Consider the following 24,197-nt stretch of genomic DNA (forward strand, 5'->3'; position numbering starts at 1 on the left):
ATGCGTTGTGCGTGACTATTCCTTTATTTATCATCAAGTGTAGCTAATGTTAGCTTAGCTGAAATAATACTTTAGTTAAACATTTTATTTTTATAGGAATATTTTTTTACCTTGATAGTAGCAGTGAATCGTCAATACAATGAAATTCAGCAGCAGATTGCTTTAAGATATCAGCGGTGAGGTACTCTGCACCATAGACATCACACGGTAGCTGATACTTATTTGCTAAGTGACCAAGCAATAACGCAAAATCACCATCACCCGAAAGTAATACCATTTTATCGAGCTGCTTAGCATGCTCTAGCATGTCAATGGTAATGCCAACATCCCAATCCCCTTTCGCACTACCATCTTTGCGCTGAATAAAAGGTTTCAGTTTTACCTCAAAGCCTATTGCGCGCAAAATATTTTGAAACTGCGATTGCTTTTCATCCCCACGGTAAATTGCATACGCAATGGCGCAATCGATTTGGTAGCGTTCGCTCATTTGTGCCCAAAAGGCATTGTAGTCAAAATTTTTCTTGTAGCTTTCTCTACAGGTGTAATAAATGTTTTGTACATCTACAAAAATACCGACTTTTGGCTTATCAACTGCTGACATAACTTTTCTGTTTTTAGTGATTTGTGTCCACTGTAGCATATCTAGGTTGATATTTACGAAAAAGTAACCTAAATTGGTTACATAAAACAAAGTAACCAAATTTGGTTACTTATCGCGATGTAACTAAATTAAGTTACTTAATCTAAGGGATCATAATGATTGCGGTGATCAGCGGTGATTTAATTAAATCACAAAAAATTCCACAACAAGAATACGACGCCATGCTTTATCAGCTTGATCAAAGCTTACGCTTTGTTGCTAAGCGCTTTAACGCAAGCTTTACCATTTACCGTGGCGATGCATTGCAAGTACAGCTAACAGAGCCTGAGCTGGTATGTCATGCTGCCATCTTGTTGTATTTGCAAATGAAGGCAGCCAATTATGAGCTGCGACAAAGCTTGGCTATTGGCTCACTCGACAACCCACGCGCCGATATAAAAACAGCCACAGGCAGTGCTTATACATTATCTGGCCGTGGTTTAGATAACATCGGCCAGCAACGCTTAGTGTTAAATATTGAAAATAACCCCCTTGAAGAAGGCTTTGCGCTTAATATTGCGCTTGTCGAAGTCCTGCTTGAAAAAATGAGTCAAAAGCAGGCTAATGCCCTGTTTTATTATTTAACCGCCGAGAACAACAGCCATGCAGAGCTTGCCAAAGAGCTAAATACAAGCCGAGAGAATGTCACTAAGTTACTCAACCTAGCCCATTATCAACTTATCGAGCGCTTTATAAATTACAGCCAAACCACACTCAAAGGATTGTTATGACCAGTTTTGCTCTATTACTCACCGCGTTAGTACTGGGCCACTTACTTGCAGACTTCTATTGGCAGCCAATGAGCTGGGTGCACGATAGAAACAACCGTCACTTTCGTGCCAGTAAGCTCTATTTGCACGTATTGACACATGGTGTGACCTCTTTAGCTGTACTCACACTGTGGGAATACACATACGGCTGGCACGAGTCCTCTCGTGTATTGATAGCAACGGTTGCGATTATGCTAAGCCACTATGTCATTGACTTGGCTAAGTCGTATTCAAATAAAGGCGTAGTGCCGTTTTTACTCGACCAGTTGGCGCATCTTGTTGTGATTGTAATGCTAAGCGTTTGGCTTAGTGATAAGAATGAATTTTATAGCTTAGCGTGGCAAAAGCTGATTGCCCTCGATACCTTGTTTGTTATTGCAGCTTATTTGTTGGTGCTCAACCCAAGCTCTGTGTTTATTCGCATGATGCTAGAGAAAATCAATATTCAGATAAACAATGAAGGTAGTATTCCTGCTGCGGGGCATTTTATTGGCTTGCTCGAACGAGTGTTGATGTTGAGCTTTATCTTGCTAGGTGAATACGGCGGCGTGGGCTTTCTGCTAGCGGCCAAGTCTATCTTCCGATTTGGTGATTTAAAAGAAAGTAGCGAAAAACAACTCACTGAATATGTCATGCTGGGCACTTTGTTAAGTGTCACCGTAACACTCTTTATTGGTGTCGCCACCTTATATTGCATTAAACTCGTTTAATCGCTTAGAAAAACAAAAACGCGCAATTGCGCGTTTTTTGTTTTAACTGTTATTAACTATCCGCAGCGGGTTTACGTCTTGGGCGAGATGGCCCCGATACACGCTGACGATTACCCGCAGGTTTATTACCTGCTGGTTTAGTGTTATTTGATTTATTCCCGTTGTTAGCGCCTTTTTGGTTTTGGCCTTGCTCTTTACCCTTACCCTGCCACTTACCTTGTGAAGGACGCTTTTGCGATTTAGGTTTTGGCTTTTGTGCAGGTTTTGCTGCACCTTGACCATCTTGAGCTGGTGCTTTTGGCTTTTTCGGTTTCTTTGGTTTTTTCGGCTTGATTGGACGCGTATCTAGTGGCTTTTCAGCAACTGGTTTGCTTGGCTCAAAACCTGCTTCGGTTGCACGCGGAATAAGCTCACCAATAAAGCGCTCAATACCATATAAATCGTCGGCATCATCTGCTGTTACAAACGATATAGCATGACCCGATGCACCCGCTCGGCCTGTACGGCCAATACGGTGAACGTAATCTTCATAAATATTCGGTAAATCGTAGTTAACAACGTGAGGTAGCTCAACAATATCTAGGCCACGAGCAACGATATCGGTTGCCACTAATACGCGCACTTCACCCGATTTAAAGCCTTCGAGTGCCTTAACGCGAGCGCCTTGCGATTTATTACCGTGAATGGCAGCACCCACAATATCATCGCGTTCAAGCTGCTTAACTAAACGGTTTGCACCATGCTTGGTACGGCAAAATACTAATACTTGTTGCCAATCATTGGTACGGATCAAATGGCTAAGTAATGCTGTTTTGCGTGATTTATCTACCGCATAAACAGATTGAGCAACCGTTTTAGCTGTGGTGTTTTTTGCCGCGACTGAAATTTCAACGGGGTCGTTAATGAGCCCTTTTGCAAGTTCACGAATTTCATCAGAGAAAGTCGCTGAGAACATCAGGTTTTGACGTTTAGCAGGCAATTTAGCAATGATACGTTTGATGTCATGAATAAAGCCCATATCAAGCATACGGTCGGCTTCATCAAGGATCAGCACTTCTAAATCATCAAACTTAACAGCATTTTGATTGTGTAGGTCTAATAAACGACCAGGTGTGGCAACTAAAATATCAACACCTTTACGAAGGCGCATCATTTGCGGATTAATTTTAACGCCGCCATAAACAACAAATGAGCTAACATTTGAATGCCTAGCGTATTGCTCAACATTTTCGCTTACTTGTAAAGCCAGCTCACGGGTTGGTGCCAATACTAATGCACGTACTTTGTTGCCACCCGCTTTAGGGCCTTTTGACAAACGCTCAATTAACGGCAGCGTAAAACCTGCTGTTTTACCTGTGCCAGTTTGCGCTGCGGCCATAACATCGCGGCCTTCAATGATCGCAGGGATAGCTTGTGATTGAATAGGCGTAGGTGCTTCATAGCCCTTTTCTAAAACTGCATTTACTAAAGCTGGTGATAAACCTAACCCATCAAAACTCATACTATCTCTCTTTAAAAAATTCAGCCGATTCGGCGAAGTGCGCGCATTATACCTAGGATAGTCAATAATGCATGGAATTATTTTCAAACTAACACTTAATGCTGAACTTAGCAGACTAATTTTAGGCATAAAAAAAGCGGCTCTAATGCCGCTTTGTTCTCATACTCAATCTTTACTTAACACCAAGTTCGCGTAAACGCTCTTGTAAGTAGCTGTCTGCTGTGTAGCGCTCAGAAAGCACAACATCAGGACGCGGGTGTAAGAATAATGGTAACGAAATACGTGATTTCGTTGACGCTTTACCCGTTGGGTTGATCACACGGTGAATCGTTGATGGGAAGTAACCACCTGACGCTTCTTGTAGCATGTCACCAATATTGATGATCAGGTTACCAAAATCACATGGTACGTCTAACCAACCGCCATCTGTTTTTTGTACTTGTAAACCTGGCTCATTTGCCGCAGGTAATACAGTTAATAAGTTGATGTCGCCATGCGCTGCTGCACGGATAGCACCTGGCTCTTCATCACCTGTCATTGGTGGGTAATGAAGAATACGCAGGAGTGTTTGCTCAGAGTTAGCAATCATATCTTTAAGGTCGATAGAGAACTTAGCACGCACCTCTTCTGGTGCCTCAGCTTGAACCCAGCTTAATAATGTTGCTGCAAACTCATTTGCTAAACGGTAGTACTCACGAATTTCTTCTTCTAGCTGTGCTGGAACACGGCCTTTTGGATAGACGTGGTAGTACTCTTTAATATCTTTAACGGTAAAGCCTTTTGCAACTTCTGACACTGATGGTGGGAAGTAACCATCTTGTGTTTCTTTTGAAAATAAAAACTCGTGCTTTTGCTCAGAATTAAAAAATTCTTGCCAATTTTTGTAAATAGACTCAACTAATGACTGAGGAATTGGGTGATTTTTTAATACACCGAAACCTGTGTTTCTTAGTGACTCAACAAATTGAGCGGCCGCATCGCTCGCTTTATAATCAACGGTAGGTAAATGTTGCATTTGTCTTTTCCAGTGAATAAGGTTCTAGAAGTCTGTGCTAAGCATAGCATTTCTTCATTATAGCGCTTCGCGAGGATAGAGAAACACAGGCAAAAACATAAGGACTTATGTCCGCCCCACCTTGCTTAGCTCCTTTACTTTGATACAGATCAAATAAGCCCTTAAGTAGTATAATATGTACTATTACCTAAACTTTGATATGGTTAATTAGACACGTTTCAACGCACAAGGATCGCTAATGTTCAAAAATCTGCAAATCTTACTTTTCAGTGTGCTGATACTCGTAACCAATCAGGCCATCTGTGCAGAACAAGCCAACTATAAAATCGAAAATATTAAAGACAACGTATATCGATTTAGTGCTGGCCATTACCATAGCGCTTTTATGATTGTTGATAACCTGGCCTTAGTGACTGATCCTATTAATAGCGATGCCGCAAAATACTTAAAAAGCTACATCAAGAAAACCTTTAACGCCGATATCAAGTACATGTTGTACAGCCATAGCCATGTTGACCATGCAATGGGCGGTAATGAGCTAATCGATAACAACACCACGGTCGTCGCTCATCAATTTGCAGCTGAGGACCTTAAATTAAATAAAGTGCCTACTGCCCTGCCTGATCTTACATTTACCGATACACTCAAAGTCGATTTAGGTGATAGTTACGTGCAGCTGAAATATTATGGGCCCAATAATGGCCGCGGCAATGTCAGTATGCGTTTTATGCCTGCCAATGTACTTTATGTTGTTGATTGGGTTGTGCTCGGCCGCATGCCATATAAAAACCTGATTGGTTACGATATTAACGGCATGCTGCATTCAACCAAAGCGGTGTTAAATGAGCCAGAATTTGCTGCATTTATAGGTGGCCATGCAGATACTGGCAACCGCGATGATGTTGTCTCTTATTTACACTATATTCAAGACTTACATACTGCCGTGCGCGATGGCATGTTAAAAGGTAAGAACCTTGCGACCTTACAAAAAGAAATAAGCTTGCCTCAATACAGCCATTTAAAAATGTACCAGCAATGGCTACCACTGAATATTGAGGGTGTGTATAACAACCTTGTCGAGATGGGCTATTTTAATTTTCGCAGCGACATTGATGCTCAGTTTTAACTGAGCATCAATAGCGGGATAAAAACGCGTTAAGTTCTTTACTCATACGCGCTACAAGCGCTTTTGGGCCACCATCATACATGTCGTTATGACGCGAATCTTTAAGCTTAATTTGCGTCACTGGGTATACAGCGAGCTCTTGCGGCGTTAGCAATACGTTGTCATCTGCTGGGTAATCGCAACCGCGTAGTGTCAGTACAGCAATATTTTTGTTTCGCGGGATCAGCATACGGCGATGATCAAGGGTGATCAGCTTAGACACCTTAGCGGGATAAATAGCGGCATATAATGCTGCAATATCACCTCCATTTGAGTGACCAAATAAAGTGAGCTGATTAAAGTCATACGCAGGATAACGCTTTGCAAGTTCTACGGCTAAAAACTCAAGGGTTTGTACACCACGGTGCCAGTTTTCCATGCGTGTGGTCATGTATGGTGGCTCTGGGTTTAAACTCGGATCACCTTTTAACTCATGAGCAACTTCAACCGTTAAATAACCATTCTGATGAAAGGCCTGCTGGGCAAATTGATAGTCTGTATGTGCCATACCATAGCCTGCCCCAATAAACGCCACGGGGCATTTTGTCTTTATCGTGCATTTGCTATCGGCTGCTGTAATGGTCACCGGAATATGGCGTGCCCGCTCAGTATCAAACAGTGTCTCTGTTTGATTTGCAAAGGCTGTTTGCCCGCTAAGGGTTAACGCGAGCATTAGCGCCGCCTTTTTAATATTTAACATACTATAACTGCTCTAATTTGAATTCTAAGCTACGTTTAACCATAGGCCATTCACCATCAATAATTGAAAACACCACGGTGTCGCGTATGCATCCATCGGCCATTATTTGGTGATTTCGAAGCACCCCATCTTGTTTCGCTCCTAAGCGAGCAATGGCATTGCGCGAAGCCTGGTTATGCCAATGAGTACGAAACTCAACGGCAATCACATTAAGTGTTTCAAATGCATAACTCAGCAGCAGTTTTTTACAATCAGTATTAACCCCAGTACGCTGAAAACGCTTGGCATACCAGGTATAGCCAATTTCTAAACGGCGGTTTTTATTGTCGATATTACAAAAGCGAGTTGAGCCTATCACCTCATCGGTGTGTTTATCGATAACAGCAAATGGTATTGCGCGACCAAGTGACTGTTGTTCAAACGCCATACTTAAATAATCGTCAACGCGTTCTTCATTGGGCACTGAGGTAAACCAAAGCTCCCAAAGCTTTCCATCTGAAGCGGCGCTAACTAAAGCATCACGGTGCTCAAGCGTTAACGGCACTAATTTAACAAATTGACCTTCTAAGGTGATGGGACTTAAATCCATAACTTTTCTTAACCTTAAGTAGCAATAATATTTAATCCACCAGCTCTATATCGAGCCCTGCTAATAAATCCAAAGCAGCATAACGTTCAAATTTGGCCTTACTGATATTGTTAGCAGTTATATCAATAGCAAAGTGGCTAGCGCCAATAAAGTTAGCCTTACTGAGGTTGGTTTGTTGGAACAAGCTGTCACGAAAGTCCGTATCAGTAAAATCAGCTGAAGATAAATCTGCATGTCTAAAATCAACATTTTTGGCAAAACAGCTACGCATTTTTAAAGCTTTTAAACTAAGTTCAAAAAAGCTGCTGTGGCTAAGTTCACAACCAACAAAACTCACTGGAGCACGGTTGGCGAGTAGCGGCCAATCAACATCAGTAAAGCGCACGCTGGTTAATTTACACTGTTTAAAGCTTACTTCTTCAAGCGAGGTGTATCTAAGTCCAAGGGCAGCTAAATTACAGTTTTTAAACTCGTACTCTATGAACCGACAGTTTTCAAACTGACTATTGCTAAAGTCACAGTCGATAAATTCACATTGCTCAAATTCGCAATGCGAAAATGTTTGCCCTGCAAGGTTTGCTTCAAAGGTGTGTTCAAAATAAAGCGAATGGCTTGCGATCACGCGGTGGTCTCAATATCTTGTTTAAGCGCAAGTACTGCAATAAAAATAAGACCAAACAATGGAATTAGCGCTAGTAACCCACCAATAACGGCCACCACGATTGGTGTTGAGGTTTTGCGCTTACCTAAGTAATAGCTGATAGCGGCAAACACAGGGATTAAAATAACAATTATTTGGCCGATTAAAGTTGCATTGATATTCATACTCTTTCCTTGAAGAACATACTAAATATTTATTTAAACACAAAAAAACCCTAAGGCATACACCTTAGGGTTATTATTCATTAAGTCTTATAATTCAGGTTATTATGAATTATTCAGCGTCTTTCGCTATAACATCAATTGCAAGCTCAGTTAATGCATCTGCATTTGCTTTGCTTGGTGCATCTGTTAATAAACATGATGCTTGAGTTGTTTTAGGGAAAGCAATAACGTCACGAATGTTATCAGTACCGCATAACAACATAACTAAGCGGTCAAGACCAAACGCAAGACCTGCATGCGGTGGCGTACCGTATTTAAGTGCGTCAAGTAAGAAACCAAACTTGTCTTGTTGCTCTTGCGCTTCGATACCTAAGATTCTGAATGCTGTTTCTTGCATTTCTGCATTGTGAATACGTACCGAACCACCACCAACTTCGTAGCCGTTTAATACCATGTCGTATGCATCTGATAGTGCACCAGCTGGGTTTGCTTCAAGCTCTTGAGGAGAAATACCTTTCGGTGCAGTGAATGGGTGGTGAACCGCATGCAATGTACCTTCGTCGTCTTCTTCGAACATAGGGAAATCAACAACCCATAATGGTTTCCAGCTATCAAGATCAGTAATGCCTAAATCAACACCAATCTTAAGACGTAGCGCACCCATTGCTTCGTTTACAACGTTGCGCTTGTCAGCACCAAATAAAATGATGTCGCCAGATTGTGCGTTAGTACGCTCAAGTAATTGGTTGATCACTTCTTCGTTTAAGAACTTAGCGATTGGTGATTGAACACCTTCAACGCCCGCTGCACGGTCGTTCACTTTCATCCATGCTAGACCTTTCGCGCCATAGATACCGATGAATTTAGTGTAATCGTCGATTTGTTTACGAGAAAGCTCAGCACCGCCTGGTACAGTTAATACAGCAACACGGCCTTTTTCGTCATTAGCAGGACCAGAGAATACCTTAAACTCAACGTCTTTCACTAAATCAGCAACGTCTACAAGTTGCATTGGGTTACGTAGGTCTGGTTTATCAGAACCATATAAACTCATTGCTTCGCTGTATGGCATTACTGGGAAGTCGCCTAAGTCAACGTCTAATAATGATTGCCACATTTCGCGGATCATTTTCTCAGTCATTGCACGCACTTCATCTGAGCTCATGAATGACGTCTCTAAATCGATTTGTGTGAATTCTGGCTGACGGTCAGCACGTAAGTCTTCGTCACGGAAACATTTAACAATTTGATAGTAACGGTCAAAGCCCGACATCATTAATAATTGTTTAAATAACTGTGGTGACTGAGGTAAAGCGTAGAAGCTACCCTTGTGAACTCGGCTAGGTACTAAGTAGTCACGCGCACCTTCAGGTGTTGCTTTTGTTAGTACCGGTGTTTCGATATCTAAGAAACCATTGTCATCTAAGAAACGACGTACAAAGCTGCTCGCTTTTGCACGAAGTTTGATACGGTCGCTCATTTCAAGACGACGTAAATCAAGGTAACGGTATTTTAAGCGGCGCTCTTCAGAGTTTTGCTGATTAAAGTCAAGTGGTAATGGCTCTGAACGGTTGATGATAGTTAAGCTTGTGCCTAAAATTTCAACTTCACCTGTTGCCATGTCTTTATTTACTTGGCTATCAGGGCGTGCGCGAACAACACCTTTTAACTGCACACAAAACTCTTGACGTAGTTTATTCGCAGTATCCATTAATCCTTCTACTTCAGGATCAAAAACAACTTGTACTAAACCTTCTCTGTCACGTAAATCGACGAAGATAAGGCCACCAAGGTCACGGCGTTTGTTGATCCAACCACATAGTTCAACTTCTTGATCTACGTGAGATTTATTTAGCTGTCCGCAATATATAGAGCGCATAGTATTCCTGTCAGTTAAAGACTTATAGCCGCCTGCTCTTAAGAGTTCGCTATTTTGAGAGCAAAAGCCACTATACAAAGTAATCATTTAAGGCAGAGCATTATACCCAAACCATCGCAAAATGCGAGTGCCAGCAGTGCCTGTCGGGGGCTAAATATATACCTCGACTTCTGAGCAAACATTTCTTTTGATACACTAGCTAAAGTTTAAATTTATTGGTTGATTTAATGCTGTATTTAGGTTGTCCGCAGTGGTCTAGCACCGCATGGAAAGGAAATTTGCTCTCTAGTCACTGTAAAAGCGCCGACATGCTCAGTGAGTATGCGCAATGCTTTAACTCAGTCGAAGGCAACACCAGTTTTTATGCTGATCCGAGTCACGAGTCATTATTACGCTGGCATGATGCGGTACCCGAAGACTTTAAATTTACTTTTAAGTTTCATCGGCGTTTTAGTCACGAATTACAGCTGACGAATATAACTAGTGAGCTTAATGCGTGGCTAAACTTATTTGAGCCAATTTTTGCTAAAACGGGGCAAATTATGTTGCAGCTACCCCGCGCCTTTGGACCAGATGCTCTACCCCTTCTTGCTAATTTTATTGCACAACTCCCCAAACAACTTAGTTACGGTGTAGAAGTACGTCACCCCGGCTTTTTTAATAAAGATGATGCTGAAATTCGTTTAAATCAGCTATTAATTGAAAATAATATAGACCGTATCAGTATGGATACCCGCGCTTTATTTGCTGTACCCGCCGATACCGATGCACTCATTGATGCGCAAAAGAAAAAGCCTTATTTACCTGTGCATGCCATTGCAACAGGAAATCAGCCTATGCTGCGCTTTGTGATTGCCAGTCTTGAACATGAATACAAGTCGTATTACCAGCCATGGCTGAAAAAAGTAAAGCAATGGCTTGATGAAGGAAAATCACCCTATTTGTTTTTTCATACCGCAGATAATCGCCAGTCACCACTTTTAGCAAGACAGTTTTGCCAAGATTTAGGTTACAATCACCCCGTGCTTGCGCCTTTTATGGGTGAACGCGAAGCAAGCCAAAGTAGTTTATTTTAGCGCCCGATTTATCAGAGAAAATATGAAAGATTACAGCCGTTATTTTCAAGGTTACCCGCCCCATATCATTGAGCAAGTGTTACAGCTATTTAATGGTGACAGAGCCGCAAAATACCTTAAAGGCAAATACCCTGATGCGCATAGCATTACCAGCGATAAAGCTTTATACAATTACGCCACTGAGCTGAAAAAGCGCTACCTTAAAAATGCCCTGCCTTTTGGCCGTGCTGCGTTCAAAAAACAAGGCGATATGGTCACAAATGCCTTAGGGACCCATACTTTTCGTATGCAAGGTAAAACCCGAAAACACGATCTTGCCATTAATAGCGACCTGCTTCGCGCTCCTGAGCCACTTCTCAAAGCACTCGTCGTACACGAGCTAGCTCATTTTAAGGAAAAAGACCACAACAAAGCCTTCTATCAACTATGCTGCCACATGGAGCCGCAATACCATCAACTAGAACTGGATTTAAGAATATTCAGTGTGCTGGTAGGTGAAGGGAAAAATCCGTACTAAAGCTATCAGCTACCAAAAACATAAAACCTGGGGAATGAATGTTAAGCTCTTGTTGTTCAAAAACACTAATAACTATCCCCCATCTCGATCAGCTAAAAACTGACGGCTGAAAGCTGACAGCTAAACTTCCGAAACCTCAAACCTTCTTTGCCCTATCAGCTGCCCAGACTCGGTAACCACTTTAACGACCCATTTCCCTGCTGCATTTGCAGGGAAATTCGTTTTATGGCTCCACGCTCGATAGCCCTCTTTACGACCACCAGAAATATCCAAGGCTATACGGTCAACTTCTTTTCGATTATGCACCCAAACGTGGAAGATTTTTTCATTTAAACCTCGCGGGGCTTTTACCGCACTAAAACTATATAGACCGTTTTCATGTAAGCTCTGCTCAGTGAGTTCTGTTATTGGCGAAAGCGGTTTACGAGCTTGTGCATCTAACTGATATGACATACTCATATCGGTTAAACGCAGTGCTGCAGGTGGCACAAAACTACGTAATTGCCAAAGCCCGGCACCTAATGAACAAAGCAATAACCCCAACAACGGGAAACGCCACCATTTAGCATTGGGCATCAAATTGCCAAGACTGGGGACCGTTAAAATAACAGCTGTTATTAGTGCAATTTCAAAACTTTGGCTGGTCGTTAACTTTAATAAAATAGGCAAGGTAACCGACAGCACGACAAACAAAGAAAAGCTATGAAACACACTAAACCAGATACTGTGCCTTGCAAGCTTTTTATAATAGAGAGGATCAACAACAGAAACGAACGCACAAAGTATAATTAAAGCGGTAAACGCGGCCTGGCCATGGTCCCAAGTAGTAACCGCTAAGAAAAATGGTAAAGCAAAAAACAAACTTTCTTGCTGCACAACTTGCAGCGCAAAGCGCATCACGTTGGGCGACACTGCCACACCAAAACGCTCCTCTACTTTATCTCTTAGCCAGTTATCTATTAACAACCACAACCAAGTGACTAATAATAAAATAGAGATAAGCTGCGAAAACGACTCTTTTCTCTCAACAAAGACATAGCTTGCTACACCACTGCAAAAAGCCAACACCGCCATCAACCCCGGCCGCTTCTGCATCATGAAAACAAATTTAGTTATGAAGTTTTTTAAGTAATTCATGCAATCATCAAATCCATTTAAGGCTTTATGAGTAAAGCATAAATTGGATGAATGTAAGCTTTAAACGAGCTTTAAGTTCAAAGCTATAAGCTGTAAGGTATTTAGATGAAGTGAACAAGCATAGAGTATTTTCTAAAAGGAAAAAATGGAATGTTATATAGAGTATTGATAATACTTTTATTAATTTCTAAGTGTACAACTGCAAACGCATTTGAAGATTATAGTTTTTTAAATGGTGAATGGTCTTGCAAAATGAAATCAGTATTACCAAACGATGCAATACTAGAAGTTGATAGCCACATAACTACTTCAATTAAAGATTTAAACTCATATTCAAAAAGCTTTTTTAAATTTTATTTTAAACAAAACCCTGATTTGGTCTCTGTTATCTCTGTTGAATCCTCAGAAAAAATGGATTTCGAGGGTGATATCATGATCAGCTTTAATTCTAAAACCCATAAAACAAATTTAATCAAAGACGATCTAAATTTATTTTCACCAGAGTCTGTTAAAAGCTTCACTCGAGGGCCATCAGTGACAGTTAAATCGAAAATCAAAAAAATAGACGATGAGACTATTATGTTAATTGGGATCCCTGACAAAGATGTTATCAATTGCTCTAAAGCACAAAAAAGCGCGGTCTGACCCGCGCCTCTATTTTATCTGACAGCTGAAAGCTGATGGCTGACAACTCAAGTCGTTGGGTTACAAACCAAGTTCTGCCATAAAATCATCATCTGCATCGTCTGCTTGTGATGATGCTTTTTGCTTTTCAGCTTTTTGTTTAGCTTCATTTTCGATGATGTCATCTGGGTCAACGGCTTCTGAAATATCAAAATCATGTAGTTTGATAAATTCAGTTTTATCCATCGCAAGCTCTAGATAGAAGATATTTTGCTTCGCAGTAGTGAATGTCACACGGCGTGCTTGTGGCCTATCCATGGTGGTATCAACAGAGATTTGCACCTGCTTGTTAATCGCCATCATCTTAGGTTGGTTTTGCGTGATAGAAGTATGCAGCTGGTCGCGTACTTTTGACGTAAAGTCACCAACGATTTGGTTCATCAGCTCGCCGAGTACGTTTGCCACATCATCTGATAAATGGCTTTGTGCAATTTCGTCCTCAGGCATACCCATGTTACGCATATAGTCATGGTAAATTTCCATGGCTGCTTGCGCTGTGAAGTTTGTTACCACAAGACCGGTAAAGCCACCATCGAACAATACAAAACAGCCAATATCTGGGCGCATACAGGTGCGGGTGATTTTTTGAACCATGGCAGAATAACTAATACTGTTACCGCTTGCTGAAGACAGAACTCCAGTCACTGAATGACACAGAGTTGATAAGATATCTTCTGTACTGATCACTTTGCTTTTTGTCATTAAACTTCTCTTTTTTGTACTTGTTATTGATAATTCTAGCCAAGCTACTGAATTTATCACTGACTATCCAGTTAAAAATGCTAAAATAGCGGTATTATTTTTTAAAGAGACTGTTCACGTGACGCAAAAAGACAGTATTTATGCCACTGAGCAAGCGGTTAAAGACTTTAGCTTTGACCAACATGTAGTAGAAGTTTTCCCTGATATGATCCAGCGCTCGGTGCCTGGTTATGCAACTATTGTTAGCACCATGGGTAAGCTGGCTGGCGAGTACGCGCAAAGCAATTCAAACCTATACGACTTAGGCTGTTCTCTTGGTGCTGTAACGTTAAGTATGCGCCGCAATATTCGCACTGATAACTGTAATATCATTGCTGTTGATAATTCAGAAGCGATGGTTGAGCGCTGTAAATTACATTTACAAGGTTTTCGCTCTGAAGTACCAGTCACAGTTACACTAGGTGATATCAACGATTTAGCTATCGAGAATGCCTCTGTGGTCGCAATGAACTTTACACTACAGTTTATTCCACCTGAAAAGCGCCAAGCGGTGCTTGAAAAGATTTACGCAAATTTAAAACCAGGCGGTGTTTTGCTGCTGAGCGAAAAAATTAGAGGTGAAAATGAGCAATGCGATAATTTGCTCATTGATTTACACCATGATTTCAAACGTCACAACGGCTATTCAGAGCTTGAGATCAGCCAAAAGCGTACGGCTATCGAAAATGTCATGCGCCCTGATCATTTATCTACCCACTTAAACCGATTAAGTGAAATTGGTTTTAGCCAAACGCAAGTGTGGTATCAATGTTTTAACTTCTGCTCGATGATTGCAATCAAGTAATCATCACAACGATATAAAGAGTATTTCATGTCTCAATGGTTTAACCAATTTTACGCTGCGATTGCACAAAGCCCGCTTAGCCACTGGCTCGAAACTTTGCCAGGTCAATTAAAGCACTGGGAACTAGAAGCCAGCCACGGTGATTTACCGAAATGGCAAAAAGTGCTGAAAAACTTACCTGAGGTAAGCACAAACCATGTGAATCTTCAGGATAAAGTACAAATTGGCACCGGTGATGAGCTATCTGAAGGTCAGCAAAAACAGTTAACGCATTTATTAAAGCGCATGATGCCATGGCGTAAAGGGCCATTTAGCTTGCACGGTATCGAAATTGATACTGAGTGGCGCAGTGATTGGAAATGGGATCGTTTACTGCCTCATATCGAACCGTTAAAAGGTCGCACTGTGCTTGATATTGGCTGTGGCTCAGGTTATCACTTGTGGCGCATGCGCGGTGAAGGCGCTAATTTTGTAGTGGGCATTGATCCATCCGATTTGTTCTTATGCCAATTCCAAGCGATAAAGCATTATCACCAAGATGAAAACGTGCATTTATTGCCGTTAGGTGTTGAAGCTCTGCCAGAGCTAAAAGCATTCGATACGGTATTTTCAATGGGTGTTTTATATCATCGTCGTTCGCCTATCGACTTTTTAGCGCAATTAAAAGCACAGCTTCGCCCAGGGGGTGAGTTAGTCCTTGAAACACTGGTTGTTGAAGGTGATGAGCACACAGTTTTAGTGCCAACTGACCGCTATGCGAAAATGCGTAATGTATGGTTTATCCCAAGCACCGCGGCATTAAAACTATGGATGGAGCGCGTTGGCTTTAAAGATGTACAAGTTAAAGACTGTGCAATCACAACGCTTGAAGAACAACGTAAAACCCAGTGGATGGAAAACGAATCATTAGTCGACTTTTTAGACCCAAATGACACCAGCAAAACCATTGAAGGTTACCCTGCCCCTCTTCGCGCTATTTTAACAGCGAAAGCTTAACAAATAGTGAGAAGTTTCGAGTTTCAAGGTTAAAAGTTCATTTGCCTGATACTTTTGCCTTGGAACTTGAAAACAAAAAACCGGACAACTGTCCTTGTCAAGTCGGTTAAAGTGATTTTTCAACTAGCCGCGCCAGTGCAATTGTTGTAAAATACGCGCGTTTCTAAGCAACCCACATGCAACTTTTTTGAGGAAAACCTGTGAGCGAACAAAAACAGTCTCTTAGCTATAAAGACGCGGGCGTAGATATCGATGCCGGTAATGCACTTGTTGAGCGTATTAAAGGCGTAGTTAAAAAAACCAGACGTCCTGAAGTAATGGGCGGTATCGGTGGTTTTGGCGCACTTTGCGAACTACCAACTGGCTATAAAGAGCCTGTACTGGTTGCTGGCACAGACGGTGTTGGTACAAAACTACGTTTAGCAATCGATCTTAAAAAGCACGACACAGTGGGTATCGACCTTGTTGCTATGTGTGTAAACGACCTTATTGTACAAGGTGCAGAGCCACTATTTTTCCTTGATTACTATGCAACTGGTAAATTAGACGTAGATACTGCGGCTGATGTTGTAACAGGTATTGGTAAAGGCTGTGAGCTTTCTGGCTGCGCTTTAATCGGTGGTGAAACTGCTGAAATGCCAGGTATGTACGACGGCGAAGACTACGACATGGCTGGTTTCTGTACTGGTGTTGTAGAAAAATCAAAAATTATCGACGGTACTAAAGTTGCTGCAGGCGACCAATTAATCGCCCTTGCATCAAGTGGTCCTCACTCAAACGGCTTCTCATTAATTCGTAAAGTTCTTGAAGTATCTGGCGCAGACACAAGCGCAGAGCTTGAAGGCAAAACACTAGGCGATCACCTTTTAGAGCCAACTCGTATCTACGTTAAACAACTACTTGAGCTATTCAAGCAGGTTGACGTTCACGCGTTATCTCACATCACGGGTGGTGGTTTCTGGGAAAACATCCCGCGCGTACTTCCTGAATCTGCAAAAGCAGTAATCAAAGGTGATAGCTGGGAATGGCCTATTGTTTTCAACTGGTTACAAGAAAACGGCAACATCACAACACACGAAATGTACCGTACATTCAACTGTGGTGTAGGCATGGTTTTAGTTGTTCCAGCTGACAAACTTGAGCAAAGCTTAACAATCCTTAAAGATCTTGGCGAAAATGCATGGCATATCGGTGAGATCCAAGATGCGAAAGCAGGCGAAGAGCAAGTAGAAATTTTAGGTGGTCGTGACTAATGACCCCTTGTCGTCTTGTTGTATTAATTTCTGGTAGCGGTTCAAACCTTCAAGCCATCATCGACGCGTGTGCGCGTGGTGAGATAAAGGCCGAAATCGCCGCTGTAATTAGTAATAAAGCCGACGCCTATGGCCTTGAGCGAGCAAAAAATGCAGGTATACAAACACGTGTACTTAGCCATAAAGATTTTGACTCGCGCGAGGCCTATGATGCTGAGTTAATGGACATTATTGACAATTTTGAACCAAATCTAGTTGTATTAGCTGGTTTTATGCGTATTCTTACACCTAGCTTAGTGCAAAAATTTAAGGGAAAAATGTTGAACATTCACCCTTCTTTGTTGCCTAAGTACCAAGGGCTGAATACCCACCAACGAGCGATAGATGCAAAAGATGACGTTCATGGTGTTAGTGTTCACTTTGTCACAGAAGAGCTAGACGGCGGCCCCGTTGTTCTTCAAGCCAAAGTTCCGGTACTCGAAAACGATACCGCAGAGACACTCGCACAACGTGTTCATCAGCAAGAACATATAATCTATCCATTGGTGGTCAAGTGGTTCAGTGAACAACGACTCAAGATGGAAGCAGATTATGCAGTTTTTGACGAAAAGAAACTTCCTGCACACGGCGCGCACTACCCAGAATAAAAATCTAAGTGCCCTACTCGCTTGTGTGGGCACTTTATTACTTCCTACCAGTGTTTTAGCTGGCGACCTCACTCAATACCAAGCCAAATACGATGTACTTCGTAAAGGCGAAACCCATGGTAAAGCAGTACGCGAGCTGAAAAAAGCCGCTGACGGTAACTACGTGATCACCTATCACAGTGAAATAGAATGGATGATTTTTTCGGACTCACGAAAAGAAACATCCATGTTTACTTATCACGATCAGAAAATTTCTCCAATGAGTTACACCATGGAGCGCTCAGGCACAGGGCCTGATAAAGAATACAGCTTGAAATTTGATGCGACGCAAAAACAAGTTCAAAGCAGCCAAAGTAAATATCCTCTTAAAATTGATTGGTCAGATGAATTTCAAGATTCACTGTCTTATCAAGTGCAAGTTCGCGAAGAGCTAAAACAAGGTAAAACGCAATTATCTTACCCACTGGTTGATAAAAAAGGCAATTTACGTAACTACAACTTTGAAGTTGTCGGCACAGAAATGATTTCATTGCCCATCGGCAATGTAGAAGCGATTAAAGTAAAACGTTTATACGATAACGACAAGCGTCAAGCACTCGCTTGGTTTGCCCCAGAAATGGACTACATGCTAGTTCGTATGTGGAAAGGTGAAAAAGGCGTAGAGCAATTTGAAGTGCAACTTAATTCATTTACCGTGACCACGCCAGTCGCCGTAACAAATAATGAAGTGAGTAATGAAGCGCCTGAGTAGCGCTTCACCTTTTATTTAAATCTTTTCGCCCATTTTAAAAAGTGCAAACTCACCTGGCTCCATTTTCTGCCAGCGTTCATCATTGGTGAGTGGCCTTGTTGCAATCACAGTAACCACGTCGTTCGGTGTGGTTTCTTTTTGAAAATCAACCACCATATCAGCATCAATTAATGTCGCTTTGCCAAACGGCGCACGGCGTGTGATCCAATGTAGATTATTGGTGCAATAAGCTAAAACGAAAACACCATCGGTAAGTAGCATATTAAATACGCCTTTTTCACGCAATGTGTGAGCAAGCTTGGCAGCATAGCGAAATACAGACGCCATATTTGATGGACGCTTTGGGTATTTTTCGCGAATTTTATCGAGCAGCCAGCAAAACGCCAGCTCACTGTCGGTATTGCCAACAGGTCGATAGTAATCTGGTTTTAAATCATGATAATTTGATAATTGCCCGTTGTGAGCATACGTAATTTCGCGTCCCCATAACTCGCGAGTAAATGGGTGGGTATTTTCAAGGCACACTCGACCACGATTACCTTGGCGAATATGGCTTATCACCGAAATACTTTTTATTGGGTAAGCTTTTACGAGTTTGGCAATTTCTGATTGGCAACTTGGCTCTGGATCTTTAAATGTACGACAGCCTTTACCTTCATAAAAAGTGATGCCCCAGCCATCTTTATGCGGGCCAGTATTACCACCGCGTTCTAATAATCCTGAAAAACTGAAACAAATATCCGTTGGTACATTGGCCGACATGCCAAGCAACTCACACATAGAACTCTTAACCTATAAAACTAATCGAAGGAAGGCATGATGGGCTGATCCCTGCCTGAGCTCATTGTTAAACATACCGCAAAGGATGGCAACTGCTATGCTGAGATTTTCAGAACTATCTGAGCAATTCACAACTAATCGCTGCCGTCACGGTGCTGATTATAAGTAATTACTCAACAATTCTTCACCTGCTGTAAATGTTTTTGCACTGATAGCCATTTTTAAAATAATAAAACTCACCAAACAAGCCGTTTTAATCCTTGTTCCCCTCTTGATAATTCGCTTTTCTAGCGCTACTCTAAAAGAGGTGGTCTGACCTCTATTAAGGAATAATCAATGACTCTCATATTTTTACTTGGTTTACTCGTGCTGCTTAGTATTGCGAGTTACCACAGAGCAAGCTGGAATACCTGCTTAGGTATTGCCGTTGCGACTTTACTTGTTGGCACATTTGCTGGCGCGTTTGGCGCAATTAGTTGGCTACTATTCTTACTTATCGCTGTGCCACTTTCTGTGACTGGCGTTCGTCAACAATACATCATTAAACCTATCTTCGCTGCTTTCAAAAAAGTAACCCCGACGATGTCGGATACTGAAAAATCAGCAATCGATGCCGGTACTACGTGGTGGGAAGCGGATCTATTTTGTGGTCGTCCTGACTGGAACAAATTACACCAATACCCAGCACCTAAACTGACTATCGAAGAGCAAGCGTTTATTGATGGTCCAGTTGAAGAAGTGTGTAGCATGCTAGATGACTGGCACGCAACTCACGAACTAACTGATTTACCGCAAGATGTTTGGCAATATCTAAAAGATAATAAATTCTTTGCCATGATCATCAAAAAAGAATTTGGCGGTTTAGAGTTTTCTGCTTATGCACAATCATGTGTACTGCAAAAGCTAACCAGTAAATCGACGCTACTTTCTTCTATCGTAGGTGTACCTAACTCATTAGGTCCGGGCGAATTGCTTCAGCACTATGGTACTAAAGAACAAAAAGATCATTACTTACCACGCTTAGCAAGTGGTCAAGAGATCCCATGTTTTGCTTTAACATCACCAGAAGCTGGTTCTGACGCAAGTGCAATTCCTGATTACGGTGTTGTTTGTAAAGGTCAATGGAACGGCGAAGAAGTTGTTGGTATTAGCCTAACGTGGAACAAACGTTACATTACTCTTGCTCCAGTTGCGACTGTGCTTGGTCTTGCATTTAAACTACAAGATCCTGACGGTTTACTAGGTGATGACAAAGAGCCTGGTATTACCTGTGCGCTGATCCCTACAGATACTCCAGGGGTCGAAATTGGCCGTCGTCACTTCCCGCTAAACGTTCCATTCCAAAATGGTCCTACTCGCGGTAAAGACATCTTCGTACCACTTGATTACATCATTGGTGGCCCGAAAATGGCCGGCCAAGGCTGGCGTATGCTTGTTGAATGTTTATCTGTTGGTCGTGCAATCACATTGCCGTCTAACTCAACAGGTGGCATTAAAACAATTGCGCTTGCAACAGGCTCTTACAGCCGTATTCGCCGTCAATTCCGTTTACCTATTGGTCAAATGGAAGGCGTTGAAGAATCAATGGCAAAACTTGCAGGTTACGCATATAGCTCTGATGCTGCTGTTAGCATGTCTACAGGGGCTGTTGACCTTGGTGAAAAACCATCGGTTGTCTCTGCGATTATCAAATACCACTTAACTGAGCAAATGCGTGAAGCGACTATTCACGGCATGGATGTTCATGGTGGTAAAGGCATCATGCTTGGTCCAAACAACTACTTAGGTCGCGGTTACCAAGGTGCGCCAATTGCAATTACCGTTGAAGGTGCAAATATCTTAACGCGTAACATGATCATTTATGGTCAAGGTGCAATTCGTTGTCATCCATTCGTGTTAACTGAGCTAGGTGCTTGTGCTATTGAAGACCGCGAAGAAGCGCTAGCAGTATTCGATAAAGCATTAATGGGTCACGTTGGCTTTACTATTTCGAACCTTGTTCGTACTAAGTGGTTAGCATTAACAAATGCTCGCTTCACAAGTACACCGTACAAAGACGAAACAGCTGAGTTTTATCGTGTTGCGTCACGTTTCAGTGCATCATTAGCATTAATGTCAGATATCAGCATGGCGGTATTTGGTGGTTCATTAAAACGTAAAGAGCGTATCTCTGCACGTTTAGGTGACTTACTAAGCTACTTATACCTTGTATCTGCAACACTTAAACGTTACAACGACGAAGGCCGTAAAAAAGAAGATTTTGCGCTTGTTCAATGGAGCTGCCAAGATCACCTTTACCACTGCCAACGTGCACTCGCTGACTTAATCAATAACATGCCATCTGCACCACTACGTGCGATGCTAAAAATCATGTTATTCCCATTCGGTCGTCCAGTACGTAAGCCTACTGATAAGCTTGAGCACAAACTTGCACACTTATTACAAGTACCAAGCGAAACTCGTAACCGTTTAGCTAACTACATTTACCTTAAAAACGAGCCACTTAACCTTGTTGGTCGTCAAGAGCAAACGCTTAAAGACATTCTTGAAGTTGAGCCTCTGTTTGACAAGGTATGCCGTGAAAAAGGCGTAAAACTGCCTTTCTTCCAACTTGATAAAGTAGCGCAAATGGGCCTAGAAGCAGGCATTTTAAGCCAAGCTGAAGCCGACAAACTAGCTGCTGTTGAAAAAGCCCGTCTTGACGTTATTAACGTTGACGACTTTGACCCAGCAGACTTAGTTGCAGGTAATGTTGCCCGCGGCGAGAGCGATAAAAAAGCCGACGCTGCTTAAGCTAGCAAAACAATTCCAATTGTTATGAAAAACCAAACCAGCGCAAATTGCGCTGGTTTTTTTGTTTATAAACCCTCTAGCACATTCCTTGTCCCTATTTATTTACATGATTTGTAACAAATATCGAAGTGGTAAAACTTGCGTTTAGATTATGAACAGGCAACACTTGATAACGAAAAATTAACAAGGAATAATTACAATGAAACCGAGTTTTCAACTAGCTGCCGTTGCATGCGCGCTTAGCCTTGCGCTTGCAGGATGTTCTCAATCAACCCCATCAACAAGTAGCACCGAAAGCGTGCAACAAAGCCAAACTGTTAAACAGTATGATGCTGAAACCTTTTTTGATACAACCTCAATTATGGGCAGCAGCTTTTCACCGAAAGGCGACAAAATACTCGTTAGCAGTGACGAAAGCGGCATTTATAGCCTTTATGAAGTAGATATAAAAACCGCCAAAAAAACCCGCTTAACAGACTTTGAAGACAGTACTTATGCTGTGGCTTATTTCCCTAAAGATGAGCGCGTACTATTTACTAAAGACTCAGGCGGTAACGAGCGTTATCACATCTACGTTCGCGAAACAGATGGCACAGTTAAAGATCTTACGCCAGGTGAAGAAACCCGTGCAGGGTTTGCAGGCTTCACAGAAGACGGTAAACACTTTTTTATAACCAGCAATCAGCGTGATGCTAAGTTTATGGACCTATATCGTGTTGATGCTAACAGCTATGAAGTAACGCCTGTTTATCAAAATACTATGGGGCTAGATGTCGGTGCGATAAGCCCTGACGGCCGCTTTATTGCTTTATCGAAAAACAATTCGAACAAAGACAGCGATGTATTTATTCTCGATACGCGTAAGAAAACACTGAAACCAGAGCTCATTACCCGTCATGACGATGACGCTAAATATGGCCCCGAAACCTTCTCAAGAGACAGTAAATCATTATATTACTCAACCGATGCCAAAGGTGAATTTGCAGAAGTGTGGCGCTATGACTTAACGACTGGCGAGCACAGCCCTGCCCTCAAAGATGAGTGGGATGTGAGCTTTATTTACTTCTCTAAATCTGGCCGTTATCAAGTAAGCGGTGTTAATGCTGACGCAAGCACTAAAGTGTCGATAATTGATACCACCACCGGTAAAGGTATTGCCATGCCATCGCTGCCAGCTGGTAATTTACGTGGTGTGAACTTTTCAGCTGATGAAAAGACCATGGCGTTTTATTTAAATTCAGATACCTCACCAAGTAACCTATTTGTTTGGCAACTCGGTGAATCAAAAGCTAAACAATTAACCAACACATTAAGTGATGCAATTGATCAAAATGACTTGGTTGAAAGCACAATTGTGCGCTTTAAAAGTTTCGATGGTTTAGAGATCCCTGGGGTTTTATATAAGCCTAAGCAAGCTAATAGCAACAACAAAGTACCAGCTTTAGTTTGGGTGCACGGCGGTCCTGGCGGCCAAAGTCGCACAGGATATAGTGCAATGCAACAGCATCTAGTCAATCATGGTTATGCCATTTTTGCAGTTAATAACCGTGGCAGCTCAGGCTATGGTAAAACCTTCTTTCATTTAGATGATAAAAAACACGGCACTGACGATTTACAAGATATTGTTTACGGTAAAAAACACCTGCAAAGCCTAGATTGGGTTGATGCTGATAAAATTGGCATCATGGGGGGCAGCTATGGTGGCTTTATGACCGCCGCAGCACTTGCCTTTGAACCTGAAGAGTTCAAAGTAGGCATTAATATATTTGGTGTAACAAACTGGGTTAGAACCTTAAACTCGATTCCACCATGGTGGGAAAGCTTTAAAAAGGCACTGTATGATGAAATGGGCGACCCAGCGACAGACGGTGAACGTCACCGTGCCATTTCGCCACTATTTCATGCTAAAAACATCACCAAGCCATTAATGGTGATCCAAGGTGCTAACGACCCACGCGTTTTACAAGTTGAAAGCGATGAACTTGTTGCCGCTGTAAAGGCAAATGGTGTGCCTGTTGAATATGTATTATTCGATGATGAAGGCCATGGTTTTACTAAAAAAGAAAACCGCATAAAAGCCTCAAATGCATACCTTGAGTTCTTAAATACCTACTTAGATAAGTAGCAAAATTGCAAAGATAAAGAGCCGGTATTATGCCGGCTTTTTTATGCAAAACACCTGTATAGAATCAAAATTTAACAGTTTACACAGTACTGTATAAA

24 protein-coding genes are annotated in these 24,197 nt (G+C 41.9%); 13 read left to right on the forward strand and 11 right to left on the reverse strand.

Annotation, left to right across the window (positions count from 1 at the left end):
- Positions 1-106 precede the first annotated feature (106 nt).
- Positions 107-601 (reverse strand): NYN domain-containing protein, encoded by a 495-nt coding sequence (locus tag HUS61_RS03455; RefSeq protein ID WP_175082166.1) that lies wholly within the window; start codon positions 599-601, stop codon positions 107-109.
- Between the two features lie 155 nt (positions 602-756).
- Between HUS61_RS03455 and HUS61_RS03460 the strand changes: the two genes are divergently transcribed.
- Together HUS61_RS03460 and HUS61_RS03465 are read left to right on the forward strand one after the other, a co-directional pair.
- Positions 757-1,371, forward strand: coding sequence for a hypothetical protein (locus tag HUS61_RS03460; RefSeq protein WP_175082165.1), 615 nt, complete (start codon positions 757-759; stop codon positions 1,369-1,371).
- A complete protein-coding gene (locus HUS61_RS03465) occupies positions 1,368-2,120 on the forward strand; it encodes a DUF3307 domain-containing protein (RefSeq protein ID WP_175082164.1) in 753 nt (250 codons plus the stop codon). Before HUS61_RS03460 ends, HUS61_RS03465 begins: the two co-directional genes overlap by 4 nt.
- Before the next feature lie 52 nt (positions 2,121-2,172).
- On the opposite strand, the gene HUS61_RS03470 is transcribed toward HUS61_RS03465, so the two are convergent.
- Together HUS61_RS03470 and HUS61_RS03475 are read right to left on the reverse strand one after the other, a co-directional pair.
- Positions 2,173-3,621, reverse strand: coding sequence for a DEAD/DEAH box helicase (locus tag HUS61_RS03470; RefSeq protein ID WP_175082163.1), 1,449 nt, complete (start codon positions 3,619-3,621; stop codon positions 2,173-2,175).
- A 172-nt stretch (positions 3,622-3,793) separates the two neighbouring features.
- On the reverse strand, positions 3,794-4,636 hold the full coding sequence (locus tag HUS61_RS03475; RefSeq protein ID WP_054551580.1) for an isopenicillin N synthase family oxygenase: 843 nt from the start codon (positions 4,634-4,636) through the stop codon (positions 3,794-3,796).
- Between the two features lie 238 nt (positions 4,637-4,874).
- Between HUS61_RS03475 and HUS61_RS03480 the strand changes: the two genes are divergently transcribed.
- The gene (locus tag HUS61_RS03480; RefSeq protein ID WP_175082162.1) at positions 4,875-5,762 is read left to right on the forward strand and encodes an MBL fold metallo-hydrolase; all 888 of its coding nucleotides are present in this window, start codon (positions 4,875-4,877) and stop codon (positions 5,760-5,762) included.
- A gap of 7 nt (positions 5,763-5,769) precedes the next feature.
- On the opposite strand, the gene HUS61_RS03485 is transcribed toward HUS61_RS03480, so the two are convergent.
- From HUS61_RS03485 to aspS, 5 genes are all read right to left on the reverse strand, one after another.
- Entirely contained in the window at positions 5,770-6,474 is a 705-nt protein-coding gene (locus tag HUS61_RS03485) for an alpha/beta hydrolase (protein WP_371319664.1), read from the reverse strand.
- Between the two features lie 28 nt (positions 6,475-6,502).
- Positions 6,503-7,090: a GNAT family N-acetyltransferase gene (locus HUS61_RS03490; RefSeq protein ID WP_175082161.1), complete on the reverse strand. Its 588-nt coding sequence runs from the start codon at positions 7,088-7,090 to the stop codon at positions 6,503-6,505.
- Positions 7,091-7,121: 31 nt separating this feature from the next.
- Positions 7,122-7,712: a pentapeptide repeat-containing protein gene (locus HUS61_RS03495; protein ID WP_175082160.1), complete on the reverse strand. Its 591-nt coding sequence runs from the start codon at positions 7,710-7,712 to the stop codon at positions 7,122-7,124.
- Positions 7,709-7,915 carry a hypothetical protein gene (locus HUS61_RS03500; RefSeq protein WP_058585269.1) on the reverse strand — a complete coding sequence of 69 codons (207 nt, stop codon included), beginning with the start codon at positions 7,913-7,915 and terminating at the stop codon, positions 7,709-7,711. The genes HUS61_RS03495 and HUS61_RS03500 overlap by 4 nt, the downstream gene beginning before the upstream one ends.
- Positions 7,916-8,024: 109 nt before the next feature.
- Complete coding sequence (aspS, locus tag HUS61_RS03505; protein ID WP_175079050.1) at positions 8,025-9,794, reverse strand: aspartate--tRNA ligase; 1,770 nt, start codon at positions 9,792-9,794, stop codon at positions 8,025-8,027.
- A 227-nt stretch (positions 9,795-10,021) separates the two neighbouring features.
- Between aspS and HUS61_RS03510 the strand changes: the two genes are divergently transcribed.
- Positions 10,022-10,870 (forward strand): DUF72 domain-containing protein, encoded by an 849-nt coding sequence (locus HUS61_RS03510; protein WP_166339428.1) that lies wholly within the window; start codon positions 10,022-10,024, stop codon positions 10,868-10,870.
- 22 nt (positions 10,871-10,892) lie between these two features.
- Positions 10,893-11,387 (forward strand): M48 family metallopeptidase, encoded by a 495-nt coding sequence (locus HUS61_RS03515; protein WP_130167071.1) that lies wholly within the window; start codon positions 10,893-10,895, stop codon positions 11,385-11,387.
- A 120-nt stretch (positions 11,388-11,507) separates the two neighbouring features.
- Here HUS61_RS03515 and HUS61_RS03520 read toward each other — a convergent pair whose 3' ends face one another.
- Complete coding sequence (locus HUS61_RS03520) at positions 11,508-12,524, reverse strand: DUF5924 family protein (RefSeq protein WP_175082159.1); 1,017 nt, start codon at positions 12,522-12,524, stop codon at positions 11,508-11,510.
- 150 nt (positions 12,525-12,674) lie between these two features.
- Between HUS61_RS03520 and HUS61_RS03525 the strand changes: the two genes are divergently transcribed.
- Positions 12,675-13,169 carry a hypothetical protein gene (locus tag HUS61_RS03525; RefSeq protein WP_175086982.1) on the forward strand — a complete coding sequence of 165 codons (495 nt, stop codon included), beginning with the start codon at positions 12,675-12,677 and terminating at the stop codon, positions 13,167-13,169.
- A gap of 60 nt (positions 13,170-13,229) precedes the next feature.
- Here HUS61_RS03525 and HUS61_RS03530 read toward each other — a convergent pair whose 3' ends face one another.
- Positions 13,230-13,910, reverse strand: a complete 681-nt coding sequence (locus tag HUS61_RS03530) for a DUF3334 family protein (RefSeq protein ID WP_054561772.1) — start codon at positions 13,908-13,910, stop codon at positions 13,230-13,232.
- Positions 13,911-14,028: 118 nt separating this feature from the next.
- Between HUS61_RS03530 and cmoA the strand changes: the two genes are divergently transcribed.
- The 5 genes from cmoA (at position 14,029) to HUS61_RS03555 (ending at position 18,401) form a co-directional block, all read left to right on the forward strand.
- The gene (cmoA, locus tag HUS61_RS03535; RefSeq protein WP_058585302.1) at positions 14,029-14,754 is read left to right on the forward strand and encodes a carboxy-S-adenosyl-L-methionine synthase CmoA; all 726 of its coding nucleotides are present in this window, start codon (positions 14,029-14,031) and stop codon (positions 14,752-14,754) included.
- A 27-nt stretch (positions 14,755-14,781) separates the two neighbouring features.
- Positions 14,782-15,750, forward strand: a complete 969-nt coding sequence (gene cmoB, locus HUS61_RS03540; RefSeq protein ID WP_054551592.1) for a tRNA 5-methoxyuridine(34)/uridine 5-oxyacetic acid(34) synthase CmoB — start codon at positions 14,782-14,784, stop codon at positions 15,748-15,750.
- Positions 15,751-15,950: 200 nt separating this feature from the next.
- On the forward strand, positions 15,951-17,003 hold the full coding sequence (gene purM / locus HUS61_RS03545) for a phosphoribosylformylglycinamidine cyclo-ligase (RefSeq protein ID WP_175082157.1): 1,053 nt from the start codon (positions 15,951-15,953) through the stop codon (positions 17,001-17,003).
- Complete coding sequence (gene purN / locus HUS61_RS03550) at positions 17,003-17,650, forward strand: phosphoribosylglycinamide formyltransferase (RefSeq protein WP_054551594.1); 648 nt, start codon at positions 17,003-17,005, stop codon at positions 17,648-17,650. Before purM ends, purN begins: the two co-directional genes overlap by 1 nt.
- Positions 17,595-18,401, forward strand: a complete 807-nt coding sequence (locus HUS61_RS03555; RefSeq protein ID WP_175079043.1) for a DUF3108 domain-containing protein — start codon at positions 17,595-17,597, stop codon at positions 18,399-18,401. Before purN ends, HUS61_RS03555 begins: the two co-directional genes overlap by 56 nt.
- 15 nt (positions 18,402-18,416) lie before the next feature.
- On the opposite strand, the gene HUS61_RS03560 is transcribed toward HUS61_RS03555, so the two are convergent.
- Entirely contained in the window at positions 18,417-19,181 is a 765-nt protein-coding gene (locus HUS61_RS03560; RefSeq protein ID WP_054561775.1) for a class II glutamine amidotransferase, read from the reverse strand.
- Between the two features lie 336 nt (positions 19,182-19,517).
- Here HUS61_RS03560 and fadE point away from each other — a divergent pair, with 336 nt between their 5' ends.
- The gene (gene fadE / locus HUS61_RS03565; RefSeq protein WP_054551597.1) at positions 19,518-21,974 is read left to right on the forward strand and encodes an acyl-CoA dehydrogenase FadE; all 2,457 of its coding nucleotides are present in this window, start codon (positions 19,518-19,520) and stop codon (positions 21,972-21,974) included.
- A gap of 199 nt (positions 21,975-22,173) precedes the next feature.
- Positions 22,174-24,099: a S9 family peptidase gene (locus tag HUS61_RS03570; RefSeq protein ID WP_175079039.1), complete on the forward strand. Its 1,926-nt coding sequence runs from the start codon at positions 22,174-22,176 to the stop codon at positions 24,097-24,099.
- Positions 24,100-24,197: the final 98 nt, after the last annotated feature.

Origin of the sequence: Pseudoalteromonas sp. 0802 (assembly GCF_013350085.1) — a bacterium.
In the GTDB taxonomy this organism is placed as follows: Bacteria; Pseudomonadota; Gammaproteobacteria; order Enterobacterales; family Alteromonadaceae; genus Pseudoalteromonas.